Below are 14,480 nucleotides of genomic sequence, written 5' to 3'. Positions count from 1 at the left end.
AAAAATGAGTATTGTGAAAATTACCGATGATACGTTTAAAAATGAAATAAGCAACGGGTTAGTCCTGGTTGATTTCTGGGCACCTTGGTGTGGACCATGTAAAATGATTGCGCCTGTTCTAGAAGAAATCAACGAAGAAATGGGAGACCAAGTAAAAATTGCTAAGCTAAATGTAGACGATAACCAAGTCACAACAGCTGAATTTGGTGTCATGAGTATTCCAACTCTTCTTCTATTTAAAGATGGAGAAGTGATCGAAAAGGTAATAGGATACCAGCCTAAGGAAAATCTAGTAGAGTTAATATCTAATCATCTTTAATAAAATACCGTGCGCTGCACCAAAAAGGAGTTTAGCGATGAAACATTTATTCACCCCTTATGAAATCAAAGGACTATCATTAAAAAATCGTGTTGTTATGCCACCTATGTGCCAATATTCTGTTACGAATAAGGATGGAATTGCTACCGATTGGCACTATGTGCACTATGTAAGCCGCGCCATCGGTGGTGCCAGCCTAATTATTATTGAAATGACCGACGTAGAGCCAGACGGCCGCATTAGTGATTACGATTTAGGATTATGGTCAGACGAACAAATCCCTGCATTCGCTCGCATTGTGGAAGCTTGTCATCAGCACGGTGCCAAGGTTGGTATCCAAATTGCACATGCTGGACGTAAAGCGCAGGATGCAGCTGAACCCGTTGCACCATCTGCCATTCCTTTTGATGAGAATTCAAAAACACCAAGAGAGCTTTCCACAGTGGAAGTAAAAGAAATGGTTGAAAAGTTCCGTCTAGCCGTTCGTCGTGCGGTACAGGCGGGGGTTGACGTAATTGAGCTTCATGGAGCACATGGATATTTGATCCATCAATTCACCTCTCCATTCACAAATAAAAGAACCGATGAATATGGTCAAGAGCTTACCAAGTTTGGCCGTGAAGTCATTCAAGCTGCAAAGAGCGAAATGCCGGAAGATATGCCGTTAATCATGCGAATCTCTGCCCAAGAGTATGTGGAAGGTGGGTATGGCATTAACGAAAGCATCGAGTTCTCAAGAGTGTTCAAACAAGCGGGCGTAGATATGTTCCACGTAAGTGCGGGTGGAGAAGGACCAATTGCTGCTGCCGGTCAACCTGGCACACATGTCGCTTATCAAGTACCACTAGCAAGAGCAATCAAAGAAGAACTGAATGTACCTGTGATTGCCGTTGGTCGTTTAGATGAGCCATCTCTAGCAAACTCCGTGATTGGAAATGAAGACGCTGACCTTGTTGCGGTGGGAAGAGGAATGCTAAGAAATCCTTATTGGGCAATCGAAGCAGCAACGGTATTAAAGAAGGAAGTAGCATTACCGAAGCAGTATGAATTTGGTTTTCCGAGAAATTAACGATATATTTGTGTATATTTGAAAAACGCTCAGAGATTATCTTTGAGCGTTTTTCGTGTAAAAATTATGGCGGGTTGTTGTTCTATAAATCATTAGATTCATGATTATTAAAAGAAAAAGGAGTATAAATAAGTACATAATATAAGGATCTCCACCGGAATATATTCCATCTGCTAAATACCCACCAATGATTCCAGTAATCGTTGAAACTAATAAAGAAATGCCGCTAAACAAAAAAATCGTAAATCCATTAACGAGTTTTTTTGTTTAAAGGGACCCATCATAAGTATGGTGATGAGTACAGAACTTCCTATAAAGATAAGTAATATCACTTTTAAAAAAATATATATTTCCATAGAGTGTCATCCCTTCCAACCTGCGATATACTTATTTTAGCATATTTTTACATTTTTGTATGGTTGGTAAAAGAAGTGCTAACATATGGGAGACCAATGACAACAATATGGAGAGAAATTCCACAATGACTATTGGAAATGTTGAGATTCGAAGACCAAGGCCCGAGGATGTATTTGAATTACATGAGTATTTTAGAAGTGTCATAACCGATACGTTTATAAAAGAAGGTATTGGGGACTTATTGGATGATATAGAAGAGGAAATAACAACAAAGAAGGATTATCTAAAGAAAGACTTAGAAAGTGGCGGTAAAGATAGGTATTTCCTCATTGCTTTATATGGAAATAAAATCGTTGGAACAATAGAATATGGTCCAACAAGTGAGCTAATCAAACAATGTACAAACGATGTCTTAAAGGATCTGATTGAAGTGGGTACAGTCTTTGTTCATCCAGATTATCAAAGACTGGGAATTGGTAATAAGTTGTTAAATAAGATGTACGTAACTCTAAGGAATCATGGAATCGAAGAGTTTTGTTTAGATTCTGGATATGCAAGTGCACAAAAAATATGGAAAAAGAAATATGGAGTACCAGATTTTCTGTTAGAAGATTATTGGGGCCAAGGTGTACATCATATGATCTGGAGGATAAAGTTACAAATTTAGTCAGTGCTCTTTAATATTGTTTAATTCTCTTAAAAAAAGGAGGTACCTCATTGGTATCTCCTTTTTGGTTGACAAACATCTTTTTCAAATTAAGGAGTATATTTTCAAATGTTGTTGTAACGATAATACTGTACGATACATAGTATAAAACATATACTGTATGACATATAGTAATAAAAACGAGGTGGGTGAATGAGTGATTTATTGAATTCATTAACAACAGAGCTTAGGAGAGGAACATTGACATTAGCGGTTTTAAGTCAGTTGAGAACTCCTCAATATGGATATTCACTGGTCCAATTATTGGAGGAATCAGCGATCTCCATTGATCAAAGTACCTTATATCCATTGCTTCGCAGATTAGAAAAACAAGAATTGGTAACAAGTAGTTGGGATACTACTGAGAGTCGACCACGAAAATATTATGTTTTAAGTGAATATGGGTTAGAAGTATTTTTGCAGTTAAAAAAGGAATGGACGAAGAATACCAAACAGCTTTATCGCTTATTAAAGGAGGATGGGGATGAATCTAATTGAGGTGTATATTCAAGAAGTTACTCGGAGGCTTCCTGAGAAAAATCGTGAGGATATCGCACTAGAGTTACGGTCGACTATTGAAGATATGTTATCTGATGACTATAGTGAAGAAGATGTAAAGATGGCACTTGAAAAACTAGGGAGTCCAGTCTCTTTAGCTAATGGTTATCGTGATCGCCCTATGCACTTAATTGGACCGCGTTATTTTGATGTATATGTTACGTTACTAAAAATGATTTTGCCCATCGCTGCAGTCGTTTCGTTCATCTCAATGATTGCTGAATATTTTACAGGATATCCTGGCGAGGAAGAAATCATAAATGTAGTATTAGATATTGTTGGTTATGGTATATGGAGAATTCTTGAGGTAGCCATTCAAACATTCTTTTGGTTAACCATGGTGTTTGCTATTTTAGAAAGAGTAGATAAAGGAAAAGATGAACATCCATTAACATCGAGCCTTCAAAAATGGACTCCTGATGATTTGAAAAGTATCCCTTACATCCCTAAGAAAAAAGCCATATCAAAGTGTGAGGTATTTGGAGGTTTTTTGTGGACTGCGATTTGGGCGACACTATATTTTTATGCGAATCACCTAGTTGGTGTATATGTAGGGGATGCGGACGGACTAGAATTTGTGACTCCAGCCTTGAACCAAAAAATATTGCTACAGTATTGGCTAATCGTCGGAATGGTGATCCTATTAGAAATCGTATTATCCCTGTATAAATTAATTAAGGGTCAATGGACGAAAAAAATGGCTATATTCAATACGATCCTCCAGGTTTTTGCCACTTTTGTTTTTATTGTTATCGTCATCACTCCCAATCTACTAAACCAAGAGTTTATTACATTCATGACAGATATCTTCACTATTAGTGCAAATCAATTTAGAGCGTGGATGGTTGGTGGGGGAATATTCTTCTTTATCTTATCCGCAGCTATCAGTGTGGTTGATGGTTTTCGCAAGGCTAGAATTCGTTAATCTAATAAACTATTACCAGGCGTTGATTCAAGAGGATTAACGCTATTTTCCATGTGCATTATCGCTGTAATGGAGGTAAGTGTCTTAAAAGTGAAACTAGATTATCTAAAGCTTTATGGTAATTTTTCCTTTCCATATAAAAAGGCAGCATAAAGCTGCCAATAATTTTACAAAGAATCTACGTCTAGTATCCTCCGTAACCATAGCCATAAGGATAAGGAGGGTAGTAATACGGGTAACGTAATAGTCTAAATAATAATCCATATGGGAAGCGTTGTCTACGGAAACGACGAAATCTTCTTCTGGGAGGGCGGCCGTAATCATCATAATCGTCATTATATCCATAGCCATATTGTCTTGACATTGGTTCTTCATCAATTTCTTCAGGCACTAACATAGTGACACCTTCATCATCCATGCTATCAATAATTCCATCAATTTGTGACCCATCACTTAGTTGGCCAATAACATGATAGTTCATATACATTTGACATAGAGTTTTTATTTGGTCAGGCTGTTGACCCATTTGGGCTTGATATGGGTTCATTTGATTGTTGTTATTCACTAAAAGTCTCCTCCTCTTTTATTATATTTCCCAAAATATTCAGCAGGTGTGTATTATGTTCACAGTAAAGCACTTAAAGTTTAAAATTAACGAATGATCACTTTCCGAACCTGCTATTGTTGCACTAGTAAGCAATTACTTGTCCACATACATGATCAAATCCAAAGTCTCACAAACACTAAGGGGCATTAATCTAAGAAGGATTAATGCTCTATTTTTATCTAGTTGGTTCAAAAGGGGTCCGTTGATCCAGTTTCCACGATCGCTATAATAACAAGGTATTTAAATAGAGGGAAGATGTTGGACATGACAAACCATAGAACGTAGAATGATTACTTGTTACGCCGATTGGTTTTATTTCACTAGTCGGCATTTTAATTTGTCTTAGAGCAGTATGAACTTCCATTCACTCGTTAATTCCTATAAATTTAATTCCATAATGGTTGAAATTTTTTTGAACCCAAGTGATTTATACAAGGCTTTAGCTGGGTTTCCGGTAAATACATTGAGCTGAATAGTTTGTATTTCTTGCTCATAAAAGTTTTGGATTGCTGCTTTCATTAAATTTTTACCTATACCTGTCTTTCTATAAAAAGGAAATACATATAACTGGTCAATATGTCCGATTGCCTTACCTGTCAACTGATTCCAATCAATCGTTAACAAAATCCAGCCTTTTAGAATCCTGTTCTCCTCTTCAATCAAAAAATAGCCCCCGTTATGAATAACTGGGACAAACATGGTATAAGAATTTTCAATACTATTTGGTAAATACCCCATTGAGCTCTCATTAAGCACAGTTCCTGAAAGCCTAAGAATATAGTCAGTTTCTATTGCATTTCCTTTTCTTATTGTCATAAGTGCACCTCAATTTAAACATATAATTAATAATATATATTTAAAGAAGTTTAATGGTGCTTGATTAACTCACTGACAAGTAAGAAATAACTTTGTTATCAAGGATATAGCGACATATATGTAATAAAAAGTAGGGAAAGATTGAGGATAGGAGAATTCCTAATGGTAAAAGAAAAATGCACTCTTTAAATAGAATGCATTTTTCTTATAAAATATTATTTCGATTGAGCAGCCATCCATTCCATAATGGTTGTTGTTTTCCCATCAATAGTAGTGACTGGTTCGTTGTTGTACACATAGATCCATGACCAATGTCCAGGGTATTGGTATGGGGTACCATCTGCATTTTTATATAATCCTGATGTATCATGGACATCATCAAACAATGATAAATGGACATTGGTAGCACCGGCTTCAAGTAAACGGTTATAGGTTGGTATGGTGTTTTGTTCAGGTCGAAGAGTGGTGTCATTTTTCGCGTGTACAAACCAAATTGGAGTTTGTTTCATAGCCTGAATATCTTCATCCGTAATTAACGAATCATTTAATCCTTCACAGACAGGGTAGGCCGCCGCAAAGTAACCTGGATAATCACGAACCATCAGCATGGTCATATATCCACCGTTCGACGCTCCACCAATGTAGATGCGATTAGGATCCACATCTTTATGATTGGCCACATAATCTTCAATTAATGCCATAAGAGCCTCTTGATAAATGGATGTTCCATCTGCAGAGCCTGTAACACCTTGCATCCATCTAGTTGGGGTTTGAGGTGCTAACACATGAGCTCCATCAAAGTAGGCCTGAATTTCTTCTGATGCAAAGGCAGTAGCTTTATTAGCTGAAAGAGGGATGGTTGTATCTGTACCGCCTTCACCGCCACCGTGCAGCCAGATGACTAGTGGATTCTTTTCTTTTCCTTTTGTTTTTTGAGGTTCATAGTTTGCATAAGTTAAAGTAGTATCTTCATGTGTGAAACTTCCAGATGAGAAATCGTCAACTAACTCTCTGGTTCCTCCATCACTTGAAGTTACAACTAATCCTGAAACCACTCCTGAATTGTATACAATATCCTTCACTTGCGTAATCGTATAATCACTATCAACCCAGTCGTTAAATCGAGAATAATTCAGAGCGGATCCTAATGTAACAGTTGGTCCAATCTCCATTTCTAATACAACATATTTCCCTCTCACAGCAGGGTTTCCTTCTTTATCAGAAACATAAGCATTGGTGACCTTTCGATAGCCTTCATCTAAAAAAGGATTGGCCAATCTGTCGTCACTTCTTTTCACATGGACGTTAAACGTATCTTTTGTGACCGAATTCTGGGTGATAGGGGTGTTAATATCGACGATGACCTTTGTAATAGCGGCGCCCCAGTCTTCAATTTCTGTGACGGTTCGATAAGTGGATGAGTATGTGTCTAATTGCTTAGCGGATGCATCGATGGTGAAAGAAAAGGTCATGGCAGCAGCAAAAGTTACCATCATAGCGGATTTCACACGTTTTTTCATTGTTTTTAACATGTTCTTTTTTTTCCTCCTTTGTGTTAACAAGTAATGGGGACAGAAACACACATTAGGAAAAAAGATGATCCCTCCTCTATTAGACCGCATGTATGTAAGCCCTTACAAATTAAAGGTTATCATGAAGACGACGATAGGATAAGGGCTGATGTATAGCAATTTTTTGTGTTTACGAGTATTTTTTTATTATATTCTGAAAATTAAAATAAATTTAAAATTAGCAAGAGTCGTATTACCTAATAATGAAGATCAACAGCGAATTACTTTCTTAAAATCCCTAAATATTCCTTCCACGGACCAACATCGGTTTGGTATCGTTTGGCCATCACACGTACAATTTGTGCCATATGGGTTAGATCATGTACGACCCATGTGGAAATTAACTCTCTTACCTTTACCACACCAAAAGCAGGATGGATGCCAGTTAACTCAAGATGTTCCTCTGGATCGACCAATTCTATTAGCTTTTTGATATTTTGCTCTCTCAACCTTTTATACTCTGTAAACTTTTCCTTCAAACTTTGCTCAGACTTTTGTTCTAAGTGGGCAAAACGGTCAAAAGGGGGAAAGGGTTTGCTTTCACCGTCTTCTAGGATCATCTGTAAACGAGGAATCCAATTCATTTTTTCTCCATCAATCAGATGATCAATGACTTCTGCAGCATTCCATGTTCCTTCTCCTTCATGGCATTCGACCCAGCCCTCCGATAAACCAACAAGTAACGTTTCTAGAGTGTATGGTGTTTTTTCCAATACCTCTATCGCTTCTTCGAGTGTAAATTTCATAACTTTTCTCCTTTCTGAATATATCAGGATTCTGGGAACATTGTATAATTAAAATATATAATTTTTACATAGGGAGAGACTTTTATGAGACCAATCACGTTCAAAGATATTCATAAAGTAGGTCATAATATACACGAAACAGAGACATTCACGCATATTCATTATCCAGAAATGCTATCAAGATATAATAGTAATTTTATAGAATACAAAACATGGGTATCAAAAGAAGAGTTCTTACGTGATATAGAATATTTACGAGAGTTTCATGTAAAAAATGTCCAAAAGCATGTGAAGTTTAATTTTCCATCTGGGGGAGAAATCCCTGATCACATAAAGGCCGTTTTAACTGAAAATGAATTTGAAGTAGAAAAAATGGAATTATATACAATACAGCCAAGCTTGTTTCCACGCGTGGAATCTCACCCAGATATCAGCATTCAACCGGTAAACGACGCTAACTGTGAAGACTTTTTATCCTTACAGTACCAGCAGGATATTCAATTTGGAACGAACTTTGCCGAGCAAAAGGTTGCATTGTATAAGCGATTCTTTGAAGATCCGAAAATCGTCCAGTTGCTGGCGTATTACAAAGGAATACCCGTGGGTTCTGTGCATTTAATTCTATCTGAAGACATGGTTGAAATCGATGATTTTTCGGTAAAACCTGATTATCAACGAAAAGGGATCGGTAGTAGGCTGCAAAAATACGTCATGGAACATTATTCTGATAAAACGGTTATTTTAGTGGCGGAAGGTAGCGATACACCAAGAGACATGTATCAAAGACAAAATTACCAATTGATTGACTTTCAATATGAAGCAACAAAAGTCTATGAATCATAAGAAAAGGAAAAAAGCTGTTAAACATCTGGATTTTTAACAGCTTTTTCATTAGTTGGGGTTCTACCTTGTAAACAATCATCTTCTTCATTCATCATTCATAGACATAGGTAGAAAATGTTTATCGAAGTCACAGTTGTGTGTAGGGTACTTGTTCATCATGTGCTATTTTTCAATGGAGGTTATGAATATGATTAATTTTTATTCTTTCCAAGGTACCGTTACTATGATTAGTGATTTTAACACTGGGCAAAATGGGGAAACAGCAGGATGTAATAAATTCATTTCTGTTGTGAATGAAACGGGAGCAGTTGTAAATTTCGTCGTTACTCTAAGCACGTATTTCGTTGATCAGGCCGTTGTGGCCGTTGGAGATCGTGTAACGGGTTATTATGATGGAAATGCACCAACTATTCTTATTTATCCTCCACAATATCAGGCACTGGTTATGGTAAAAGAAGCAACAAATCGAAATGTTAAAGTGGAATATTTTAATAGTCAGTTGGTGAGTAGCGATGGACAATTGCAGTTAAATCTTTCACCTTATACTCCAATCTTATTAACGAATGGTCAACCTTTTTCTAGAAGCCCAGCGAATCGTGATTTAATTGTCATCTATGGACCTTCCACAATGAGTATTCCTGCTCAAACTACACCTTATCGGATCATCGTATTGTGTTTTCAATAGTTATCTTTAAAAACTCGTTATTCATAACGAGTTTTTTCGTAAAGTTAGAAAATATATTGAAATATTTGTTATACAACTACTTACAAATAAAACTTGTCAATGTTCATTTTTACTATAATTATTGGTACAACTTGAATAAAATAGTAGATTTATAGAAATATCGTAACAAATTTTTTTAAAGCGATAAATCCTTTATACGAAAATGGCCGATGAAGTTTTACATACAAGTTTTTAGAAGTCAAAAGTTGGAACTGTTAATTCCTTCCTGAAATATGACAAAAATCGTATGATACGATGAATTTGTCATGAACGACCAATTGATTTTAGGAGGAAGAACACATGATGAAGAAAAAAGTCATTCTTACCATGGCTGCAGCGGCAGCATTAGCCGTAGCAAGTCCAATGGCAGAAAAAGCGAGCGCTGCTGAAAATACAACGACTGTTCAACAGAAGGTATACGTGTATCAAGGCTCCAACTTAAATGAGTTTAATAGTTACCTACAAAAATATATGGCTAATCTAGGAATCAATTTCAATACAAATACAACAACAACGACTGGGAAGCAACAGCCAACTCAGCCAACAACTGAGACACAGCAACCAACAGAAACGGCAGCACAACCTGCTCAGCAGCCGACAACAACAACTGAACCAACTCAAACCACTCAAACAACAAGCGCATTAAGTGCATACGAGCAAAAAGTAGTCGAGCTGACAAACCAGGAGCGTGCGAAAAACGGTTTAGCTGCTTTAAAAGTGGACACAGCTCTGAGCAAAGTGGCTCGTGAAAAGTCACTTGATATGTCAAAAAACGGCTATTTCAGTCATACAAGCCCAACGTATGGTTCACCTTTTGATATGATGAAGCAGTTTGGTATTTCTTATCAATATGCAGGTGAAAACATTGCGATGGGACAAAGAACTCCAGAAGAAGTCGTACAAGCGTGGATGAAAAGTGAAGGCCACCGTAAAAACATCTTAAGTGCGAACTTTAACTACATCGGCGTGGGGTATGTAGAGTCTGGGAACTACTGGACCCAAATGTTTATCGGTAAATAAGAGATGATTTGTGGAGCGTATCTGAATGGATACGCTCTTTTTAGTAGCCCTTCATTGACATAAGAATGATTGTCCCAAACATACAATGAAAGTATTAGATGGTCATTCAGTCGAGTAGTCAATATTAGGAGGGTGTTTACATGTTAAAGCATGTGTGGAAAAGCTATCGAATGATTCAAGAATTGCTTAAAGAATTTCCGGTTAGTCATACCCCAATAGAACAACAAATGACCCCTCTGCTGAATGGAGCAAATACGGTATTATTTTCAACACTATCAACCTTGCAACAATTCCCCTTAGCAAAAAAACAACTTAAATACTCATTGTCTGCAATTTATCAAAACGTCGAAGAATTGGACCGACTAATGCGCACATGGGTACGAGCATCCACCTGGATGGACAGCGCAGACAGCGATGAAATCGAACGACGAAAGCAACTACTATTTCAATTAAACGACCAACTAAAACAGATAGTCCCTTATATAGAAGATCTATATGGAATCGAGGAATCCCTTACAATCGTTCCACCGCTATACCGGAGTAAGAAAGGGTTGATGTCTGGGTAATGGGCGGTTTGGTCAGAATGAAGGACGTTAGGCAGGTCCGTAAGCTTATTAATGTCGTTCAAAAGGGGTATGAAGGCTGTTAGACTGTTTTTTGAGTTTGGTAATGTCGTTCATAGGTGGCATGAAGAACGTTACTCTTAGTCACGAGCTCAAAAATGACGCTCATGTCCAAAATAAAGACCATTCTCCTGAATCCGAACTCTGCTAAAGGTCTTCATATTTCGGATGAAGACCTTTTTTCTGAATGAGAGCTCCGGTTACGGTCTTTATACGACCAATGAAGACCATTTGGAAATCACCGTACCGTATTTATGGTCTTCATAACCCGAATGAAGACCATTTCTCACTTCTACGAACAATCTTTAGGTCGTCATCAACCTAATCCTGGTATAAATAAATAGATTCCTAGCGTTAATACCAAAAGGAAGTGACCTTACATATGAATGAATCCCATCCTATTCTGTGGCCTTGTCATCATTACCACTTTTCTAATGGGGTCCTCTTTTACAGTGGGAAAGATCGGTCTCACCTATGTATCTCCACTCTTGTTAGTAGGCCTACGGTTTACGATTGCAGGCATGATCATGGCATTATTCGTAATGAAAAAGCCACTTCCACGCACACCTCTCGACTGGGGTCGAGTGATTCTAGTAGGCATTTTTCAAACGGCAGGAGTCATGGGCTGTATTTTCCTAAGTCTACGAACGATCACAGCAGGGGAATCATCCATTCTCACCTTTAGCAACCCGTTAATGGTAGTGATACTAAGCACTCTTTTCTTGGGTGGAAAATACGAACTCCTACAATGGCTTGGGGTTATTTTAGGCTTTGCCGGTGTGTTTATTACCCTAGGCTTTCATCTACAACTACAAGAGGGCACACTACTTGGACTTGGAGCGGCCATCTCCTGGTCCATAGCGACTGTACTAATCAAAGCGTGGGGACAACGTTTCAATGTATGGGTCTTAACGGCATATCAAATGCTGTTTGGAGGAATTACCCTATTAGTCATGGGTGTAACGATGGAAACTCCAAAACTTATGATCAATCCCACATCGGTCTTTATCATTCTATGGCTAGCGATCATGGCATCGATCGTCCAGTTTGCCGTCTGGTTTTACCTCTTAAACCAAAGCGATCCAGGCAAGACGAGTGCGTTTCTGTTTTTAGCACCGTTTTTTGGAGTACTCACAGGTTGGATGTTATTGGACGAGGTGGTAGATTGGTACGTGTACATCGGAGGCGGATTTATTTTACTAGGCATTTTCTTTGTGAATTGGACTTTTAAACCAAAGGATTTATCTAGCTCTCAAAATGGTTATCAAGGGACTTAACCAATGAAAGGTTAGGTCTTTTTTACATGTAGAAAAAATCTCTCGCATATACATAAAACTGTGAGACTACGAACGGACCACTGGGGGCGATGAATTTGGGATAATTTCAATCATGAATTATAAGGGTGGGGTAGGGAAGACGACGGTTACGTCAAACATAGCGGCGGAACTAGCACATCAGGGGAAGAAAGTGCTACTTATTGATTTAGATCCGCAAGCAAATTTAACACTTTCATTTGTAAGTTTTGAAGAGTGGCGGAATTTGGACCAACAGAAACGAACGATCAAGGACTGGTATGACGAATTTTTAGATCATAACACGAACGCACCCTTGAGAAATTGTATTATTACTCCTTATCAGGTGAACAACCGGCTTCATTCTTTTTTTAACCAGGAAGGAAAAATAGATCTCATTTGTTCACATTTAGAGTTAATTCACGTGGATATGGAGCTATCAAGCAGACTTGGTGGACCGACGGATCGGGCGATTCGTGGGAATTATTTACGTGTGTTATCTCTTTTAAAAAGAAATCTAGATTCTCTTAGAGAGGAGCATGATGTGATCTTAATCGATTGCCCGCCAAATTTTAATATAGTGACGCAGAACGCGATGGTGGCGAGCGATTATTACATAGTCCCTGCGAAAGCAGATTATTTATCAACCCTTGGAATTCATACTCTTATCCGGCATATCCATATTTTAAAAGATAAATATAATCACCATCTTCGCCAAGGGGACGCTAACCAGTTAACGGAGATTTCTCCTGAGATGCTCGGTGTGGTTTTTACCATGATTTCCACCAATGGGAAAAAACCGATCACCATTCAACAAGAATACATGAGACAAGTGAGAAATGATTTTCATATATTTACATCTTATCTACGCGAAAATAAAACACTGTATGCGGATGCACCTGAGTCAGGCATACCAGTGGTGTTAAAGAAGGTCACAAGGCAGCAAGAAGATGTGATTAAAGAGATTCAAAATCTTGCAATAGAAGTACAGCAACTGGCTAATTTATAGGAGGAGAATATGTCGAAAAAGAATGTTGAAGAAATACTACAGTTGATGTTGGATACCATGAAGCATTTGTCTGAGGACCAGGTTGAAAAACTCAGTACAGGTAAAGCAACCCTGCAATATACAGAACTCTCAACCCAAAGCCATCCTTTTGAACAAATTATAGAAGAGATTCATAAAGCGCAAGATATCAAAGATATTGAGTTGCTATTTAAGACTCATACAAAAAAGTCTCTTTTATCCATTTGTAGATACTTTCAAATTCCTACGAAATCAACGGATACAAAAGCTTTACTAACGAATAAAATAGCTGCTCATTTTGGGAAATCAACAGTAAAAGTTCCAAAAGAGTCAATTGAGTTCCAAGATATCCAGCAACAACTTGAAAAAATAGAAACGATCAAGGACGGAAAAACATTTATTAATAACCATGGTACTCTTAAAACCAAAGTAAACTTAATAAAGTTAGCCAAGTCACTAAATGTGTACGTCGATCCTAACAATAAAAAGAAAGAAATTCAATCAAGAATTGTGGAATCCATTGTGGGTGCAAGATGAGGGGGAAGGGAATAAGAGAAAGATAAAAAGTAGGGCTGGAGCGTTTATCTGTCCAGCCCTATACTTGTATTCATTTGATCTTGAACCTTTTCCGTCTCTTTCGAAGAGTTTAATAGAACAACCCCGCCAATAATAAAAACTATTCCCACTAACATAAGGATCGTAAGAACTTCACCCCAAAATACGACACCAATCAAGGCAGTCAAAGCGGTTCCTACACCAGACCAAATCGCATAGGCCAAACTGAGTGGAATCGTTTTTAATGATAAAGATAAAAAATAGAATGCTAGACCGTAACCGACAGCAACACCCAGTGAAGGGAGCAAGACACTCATTCCATCCGACAGTTTTAGCAAGGAAGTAGCCACTAATTCAGAAATAATGGATATGGATAAAAACAGATAACCTTTCATGAATGAGCTCCTCCTATATTTAATAGTATCACTCCACCGATAATGAGCAGTATGCCCCATGCTTTTTTCCTATTAAAATGTTCTTTGTAAATAAAGACGCCAACAAGTGCGGTGAGGGCGGTACCTAAACCGGCCCAAACAGCGTAGGCCACACCGAGTGATAAGGTTTGTAGTGAAAGGGATAAGCAATAAAAAGCCAATCCATAACCAATCACGAGCCCGAGGGTAGGGAAGAGCTTTTTAAATCCATTTGTCGCTTTGAGCATAGAGCTGCCAAACACTTCACAAAGGATCGAAACGATCAAAAGAACATACGCATTCATAGTG

Annotated in this window: 18 protein-coding genes; 12 read left to right on the top strand and 6 right to left on the bottom strand. The window is 37.9% G+C overall.

The annotated features are described in order from the left end of the window. Positions 1-4 precede the first annotated feature (4 nt). The 5 genes from trxA (at position 5) to ACRX5O_RS05325 (ending at position 3,934) form a co-directional block, all read left to right on the top strand. A complete protein-coding gene (gene trxA, locus ACRX5O_RS05345; RefSeq protein WP_433904982.1) occupies positions 5-319 on the top strand; it encodes a thioredoxin in 315 nt (104 codons plus the stop codon). 37 nt (positions 320-356) lie between these two features. Next, positions 357-1,388: an NADH:flavin oxidoreductase/NADH oxidase gene (locus tag ACRX5O_RS05340; RefSeq protein WP_433904981.1), complete on the top strand. Its 1,032-nt coding sequence runs from the start codon at positions 357-359 to the stop codon at positions 1,386-1,388. Between the two features lie 487 nt (positions 1,389-1,875). Then, on the top strand, positions 1,876-2,412 hold the full coding sequence (locus ACRX5O_RS05335) for a GNAT family N-acetyltransferase (RefSeq protein WP_433905202.1): 537 nt from the start codon (positions 1,876-1,878) through the stop codon (positions 2,410-2,412). A gap of 192 nt (positions 2,413-2,604) precedes the next feature. Continuing rightward, complete coding sequence (locus tag ACRX5O_RS05330; protein ID WP_433904980.1) at positions 2,605-2,949, top strand: PadR family transcriptional regulator; 345 nt, start codon at positions 2,605-2,607, stop codon at positions 2,947-2,949. Next, entirely contained in the window at positions 2,936-3,934 is a 999-nt protein-coding gene (locus ACRX5O_RS05325; protein WP_433904979.1) for an HAAS signaling domain-containing protein, read from the top strand. Before ACRX5O_RS05330 ends, ACRX5O_RS05325 begins: the two co-directional genes overlap by 14 nt. A 184-nt stretch (positions 3,935-4,118) precedes the next feature. Here the strand turns inward: ACRX5O_RS05325 and ACRX5O_RS05320 are convergent, their stop codons facing one another. From ACRX5O_RS05320 to ACRX5O_RS05305, 4 genes are all read right to left on the bottom strand, one after another. Beyond that, positions 4,119-4,499, bottom strand: coding sequence for a hypothetical protein (locus ACRX5O_RS05320; RefSeq protein ID WP_433904978.1), 381 nt, complete (start codon positions 4,497-4,499; stop codon positions 4,119-4,121). A gap of 420 nt (positions 4,500-4,919) precedes the next feature. Beyond that, positions 4,920-5,357: a GNAT family N-acetyltransferase gene (locus ACRX5O_RS05315; protein WP_433904977.1), complete on the bottom strand. Its 438-nt coding sequence runs from the start codon at positions 5,355-5,357 to the stop codon at positions 4,920-4,922. A gap of 215 nt (positions 5,358-5,572) precedes the next feature. Further along, the gene (locus ACRX5O_RS05310; protein WP_433904976.1) at positions 5,573-6,889 is read right to left on the bottom strand and encodes a prolyl oligopeptidase family serine peptidase; all 1,317 of its coding nucleotides are present in this window, start codon (positions 6,887-6,889) and stop codon (positions 5,573-5,575) included. Positions 6,890-7,149: 260 nt separating this feature from the next. Beyond that, complete coding sequence (locus tag ACRX5O_RS05305) at positions 7,150-7,674, bottom strand: DinB family protein (RefSeq protein WP_433904975.1); 525 nt, start codon at positions 7,672-7,674, stop codon at positions 7,150-7,152. An 84-nt stretch (positions 7,675-7,758) separates the two neighbouring features. On the opposite strand from ACRX5O_RS05305, the gene ACRX5O_RS05300 reads away from it, so the two are divergent. The 7 genes from ACRX5O_RS05300 to ACRX5O_RS05270 all read left to right on the top strand — a co-directional run bounded on the left by ACRX5O_RS05300 (position 7,759) and on the right by ACRX5O_RS05270 (position 13,740). Further along, positions 7,759-8,517, top strand: a complete 759-nt coding sequence (locus ACRX5O_RS05300; protein WP_433904974.1) for a GNAT family N-acetyltransferase — start codon at positions 7,759-7,761, stop codon at positions 8,515-8,517. Positions 8,518-8,704: 187 nt separating this feature from the next. Beyond that, positions 8,705-9,202 (top strand): hypothetical protein, encoded by a 498-nt coding sequence (locus tag ACRX5O_RS05295; RefSeq protein WP_433904973.1) that lies wholly within the window; start codon positions 8,705-8,707, stop codon positions 9,200-9,202. A 342-nt stretch (positions 9,203-9,544) separates the two neighbouring features. Further along, positions 9,545-10,261, top strand: a complete 717-nt coding sequence (locus ACRX5O_RS05290) for a CAP domain-containing protein (RefSeq protein WP_433905201.1) — start codon at positions 9,545-9,547, stop codon at positions 10,259-10,261. 140 nt (positions 10,262-10,401) lie between these two features. Next, positions 10,402-10,827 (top strand): hypothetical protein, encoded by a 426-nt coding sequence (locus ACRX5O_RS05285; protein WP_433904972.1) that lies wholly within the window; start codon positions 10,402-10,404, stop codon positions 10,825-10,827. A gap of 443 nt (positions 10,828-11,270) precedes the next feature. Next, positions 11,271-12,161 (top strand): DMT family transporter, encoded by an 891-nt coding sequence (locus ACRX5O_RS05280; RefSeq protein ID WP_433904971.1) that lies wholly within the window; start codon positions 11,271-11,273, stop codon positions 12,159-12,161. Positions 12,162-12,273: 112 nt separating this feature from the next. Then, positions 12,274-13,185, top strand: a complete 912-nt coding sequence (locus tag ACRX5O_RS05275; protein WP_433904970.1) for a ParA family protein — start codon at positions 12,274-12,276, stop codon at positions 13,183-13,185. 9 nt (positions 13,186-13,194) lie between these two features. Then, entirely contained in the window at positions 13,195-13,740 is a 546-nt protein-coding gene (locus tag ACRX5O_RS05270; protein WP_433904969.1) for a hypothetical protein, read from the top strand. Between the two features lie 44 nt (positions 13,741-13,784). Here ACRX5O_RS05270 and ACRX5O_RS05265 read toward each other — a convergent pair whose 3' ends face one another. Together ACRX5O_RS05265 and ACRX5O_RS05260 are read right to left on the bottom strand one after the other, a co-directional pair. Continuing rightward, entirely contained in the window at positions 13,785-14,153 is a 369-nt protein-coding gene (locus ACRX5O_RS05265) for a DMT family transporter (protein ID WP_433904968.1), read from the bottom strand. Then, positions 14,150-14,476, bottom strand: coding sequence for a DMT family transporter (locus ACRX5O_RS05260; protein ID WP_391558806.1), 327 nt, complete (start codon positions 14,474-14,476; stop codon positions 14,150-14,152). Before ACRX5O_RS05260 ends, ACRX5O_RS05265 begins: the two co-directional genes overlap by 4 nt. Positions 14,477-14,480 lie beyond the last annotated feature (4 nt).

The sequence above is a fragment of the Robertmurraya mesotrionivorans genome, from assembly GCF_050971805.1.
Classification (GTDB): domain Bacteria; phylum Bacillota; class Bacilli; order Bacillales; family Cytobacillaceae; genus Robertmurraya_A.
Note: the sequence above shows the minus strand (reverse complement) of the source record. Positions and strands in the feature narration are given on the sequence as shown.

Coding starts and splice junctions, on each gene's coding strand:
- trxA (WP_433904982.1), top strand. CDS start 5: ATGAGTATTGTGAAAATTACCGATGATACGTTTAAAAATGAAATAAGC.
- ACRX5O_RS05340 (WP_433904981.1), top strand. CDS start 357: ATGAAACATTTATTCACCCCTTATGAAATCAAAGGACTATCATTAAAA.
- ACRX5O_RS05330 (WP_433904980.1), top strand. CDS start 2,605: ATGAGTGATTTATTGAATTCATTAACAACAGAGCTTAGGAGAGGAACA.
- ACRX5O_RS05325 (WP_433904979.1), top strand. CDS start 2,936: ATGAATCTAATTGAGGTGTATATTCAAGAAGTTACTCGGAGGCTTCCT.
- ACRX5O_RS05315 (WP_433904977.1), bottom strand. CDS start 5,357: ATGACAATAAGAAAAGGAAATGCAATAGAAACTGACTATATTCTTAGG.
- ACRX5O_RS05310 (WP_433904976.1), bottom strand. CDS start 6,889: ATGTTAAAAACAATGAAAAAACGTGTGAAATCCGCTATGATGGTAACT.
- ACRX5O_RS05305 (WP_433904975.1), bottom strand. CDS start 7,674: ATGAAATTTACACTCGAAGAAGCGATAGAGGTATTGGAAAAAACACCA.
- ACRX5O_RS05300 (WP_433904974.1), top strand. CDS start 7,759: ATGAGACCAATCACGTTCAAAGATATTCATAAAGTAGGTCATAATATA.
- ACRX5O_RS05295 (WP_433904973.1), top strand. CDS start 8,705: ATGATTAATTTTTATTCTTTCCAAGGTACCGTTACTATGATTAGTGAT.
- ACRX5O_RS05290 (WP_433905201.1), top strand. CDS start 9,545: ATGAAGAAAAAAGTCATTCTTACCATGGCTGCAGCGGCAGCATTAGCC.
- ACRX5O_RS05285 (WP_433904972.1), top strand. CDS start 10,402: ATGTTAAAGCATGTGTGGAAAAGCTATCGAATGATTCAAGAATTGCTT.
- ACRX5O_RS05280 (WP_433904971.1), top strand. CDS start 11,271: ATGAATCCCATCCTATTCTGTGGCCTTGTCATCATTACCACTTTTCTA.
- ACRX5O_RS05275 (WP_433904970.1), top strand. CDS start 12,274: ATGAATTATAAGGGTGGGGTAGGGAAGACGACGGTTACGTCAAACATA.
- ACRX5O_RS05270 (WP_433904969.1), top strand. CDS start 13,195: ATGTCGAAAAAGAATGTTGAAGAAATACTACAGTTGATGTTGGATACC.
- ACRX5O_RS05265 (WP_433904968.1), bottom strand. CDS start 14,153: ATGAAAGGTTATCTGTTTTTATCCATATCCATTATTTCTGAATTAGTG.
- ACRX5O_RS05260 (WP_391558806.1), bottom strand. CDS start 14,476: ATGAATGCGTATGTTCTTTTGATCGTTTCGATCCTTTGTGAAGTGTTT.